The 2,475-nt window shown below is 67.8% G+C and carries 3 protein-coding genes; 2 read left to right on the top strand and 1 reads right to left on the bottom strand.

From position 1 onward, the window contains the following. Window positions 1–294: POTRA domain-containing protein (locus tag ABE528_RS27270; protein ID WP_346654629.1), on the bottom strand; the 294-nt coding region annotated here is incomplete at its 3' end. Window positions 295–472: 178 nt separating this feature from the next. Here ABE528_RS27270 and ABE528_RS27265 point away from each other — a divergent pair. Further along, window positions 473–1,165 (top strand): response regulator transcription factor, encoded by a 693-nt coding sequence (locus ABE528_RS27265; RefSeq protein ID WP_346654628.1) that lies wholly within the window; start codon window positions 473–475, stop codon window positions 1,163–1,165. Next, window positions 1,162–2,421, top strand: coding sequence for an ATP-binding protein (locus ABE528_RS27260; protein WP_346654627.1), 1,260 nt, complete (start codon window positions 1,162–1,164; stop codon window positions 2,419–2,421). Before ABE528_RS27265 ends, ABE528_RS27260 begins: the two co-directional genes overlap by 4 nt. Window positions 2,422–2,475: the final 54 nt, after the last annotated feature.

The following is a 2,475-nucleotide window of genomic DNA, read 5'->3' as shown; positions in this document are numbered from 1 at the left end:
GATCTCGATGCTCGACACCGACGGGCGCTCGACCACGTTGATGATCAGGACGTTGCCATCGCGGTTCAGCTGGATGTCCTGGAAGAAGCCGGTCTTGAACAGCGAGCGGGTCGATTCGACCAGGCGGCGGTCGTCAGCTTCGTCGCCGACGTTGAGCGGCAAGGCACCGAACACGCTGCCGGCGGACACCCGCTGCAGGCCGTTGACGCGGATGTCGGCGATCCTGAACGACGCGGCCTGGGCCATGGAGGCATTGAGCAGCAGGATGGAGAGCAACAGTCGCGGGTAGTTCATCGAGGGTTCCAGGCGGGCGTAGAAGAGCAGCACGGGGCTGCCGGGAAGCGGGCGATGAGCATACGGGCGGGCTATGTTCGGCGCGGTTAACCGAGGGTAAAGATGTGTAAAGTTCGCCCACGGTCCGTGATGACGGGGCGATCATGGCGCTTTTGCAGAACCTGGCACCTGACCCATCATGATCCCTGTACTGCTGGTCGACGACGACCGCGAACTGACCGAAATGCTCGCCCTGTACCTGGCCCGCGAGGGCTTCCAGGCCACCGCCGTGGCCACCGGCGAGGAGGGGGAGACGCGCGCCTTGAGCGGGCATTACCGCCTGGTGGTGCTGGACGTGATGCTGCCAGGCATCTCCGGCATCGAAGTGCTGCGGCGCATTCGTGCCCGCAGCCAGGTACCGGTGCTGCTGTTGACCGCACGGGGTGACAACATCGACCGCATCGCCGGCCTGGAACTGGGTGCCGACGACTATGTACCCAAACCCAGCTCGCCGGGTGAACTGGTGGCGCGCCTGCGGGCGATCCTGCGCCGGGTGCACCCGCAGATGCTGGCCGAAAGCCAGGGCGCGGAGTCCATCGGCCGTGGCGCGCTGACCCTGTGGCCGGGGCGGCGCAAGGCGCAGTGGGGGCCGATACCGCTGGACCTGACCGGCACCGAGTTCAGCCTCCTTGAAGCCCTGGCCCGCCAGGCCGGGCAGCTGGTGAGCAAACAGGACCTGTCGCTGAACGCCCTGGGCCGGCCGCTGACCCGTTACGACCGGCGCATCGACGTGCACATCAGCAGCATCCGCCAGAAGCTCGGCCCGCGTGAGGATGGCAGCAGCTGGATCCAGAGCGTGCGTGGCATGGGCTACATGCTGATCGTCGAATGATGCGCCGGCGCCTGTTCTGGAAGCTGTTCCTGGCCTTCTGGCTGGCCAACAGCCTGACCTTCCTGGTCGGTGCCGGGGCCTTCATGCTCGACGACCTGCGCGGTGACACCCCCGGGCTGCGAGCGATGCTGACCACTGAACTGAACCTGTTGCACCGCTATGGCGAACAGGCCGGCCGCCAGTACCTGCAGGTGTCGCCGCAGCCGCCGGAGGTGCAGGTGGGCCTTTACGACGGCACCGGTCACTTGCTGGCCGGGCGTGCTGTTGACACCCCACGGTTCGAGCGGGCGCTGCTCGATGAGGGCGGCCAGGCCCTGGTGCTGCGGGCTTCGGTGCCCACCCGCCTGGATGAGCCGCCGCGCCCACGGAGCATGGGCCCGTTGCTGACCGGCGGGCTGATGAGCGCGTTGTTCGCCTTGCTCTGCAGCCTCTACCTGACCCGCCCGTTGACCTGGCTGCGCGAGGCCATGGGCCAGGTGGCCCAGGGCCGCTTCGACGTGCGGGTGCGCCCGCGCCTGGGGCGGCGGCGCGACGAAATCGTCGAACTGGCCGAAGACTGCGACCGCATGGCCGGGCAGCTCAAGGCGCTGGTCGAAGCGCAGCAGCAATTGCTGCACGACATCTCCCACGAACTGCGTTCACCGCTGACCCGCCTGCATGTCGCCATCGGGTTGCTGCGCCAGCAGCCCGAGCGCGAGGAAATGCTCGGGCGCATCGAACGCGAGTCGCGGCGCATGGATGACCTGATCGAGCAACTGCTCACCCTGGCGCGGGTGCAGTCGCAGCAAAGCCATGGCGAGCATGGCGAGCTGGATGCCGTCGAGGTGCTGGCGCAGATTGTCGAGGATGCCCGTTTCGAGGCGGGCATGAAGCAGGCGCAGGTCAGCTTGCTGGGCGCCGGTACCTTCGTCACCCGCGGCCATGAGGAGCTGCTGTACCGCGCCTTCGAGAACGTGATCCGCAACGCCGTGCGCTATACCGCGCCGGGCAGCGAAGTGCGCGTCGAGGCGCTGCTGGTGGGCGGAGGGGAACAATTGGAGGTGCGTATCGTCGACCAGGGGCCGGGGGTTGAACCGGCCCGCCTGCAGAGCATCTTCGAGCCGTTCGACCGGGGCGGGCACAGCGGCGCCGATGGCTTCGGCCTGGGGTTGGCCATCGCCCGCCGCGCCATCGGGCTGCACCAGGGCAGTATCAGCGCGAAGGCGGGCGAGGCGGGGGGCTTGAGCGTGGCGATCTTGTTGCCGCGTCTCAGTTGATTAGTTTCTGAAAGCTGGCTCGGTCCCTGTGGGAGCCGCGCTTGCCGGCGATGG

Origin of the sequence: Pseudomonas sp. TWI628, from assembly GCF_039673865.1 — a bacterium.
In the GTDB taxonomy this organism is placed as follows: Bacteria; Pseudomonadota; Gammaproteobacteria; order Pseudomonadales; family Pseudomonadaceae; genus Aquipseudomonas.
This window is presented reverse-complemented; position numbering and strand designations above follow the sequence as displayed.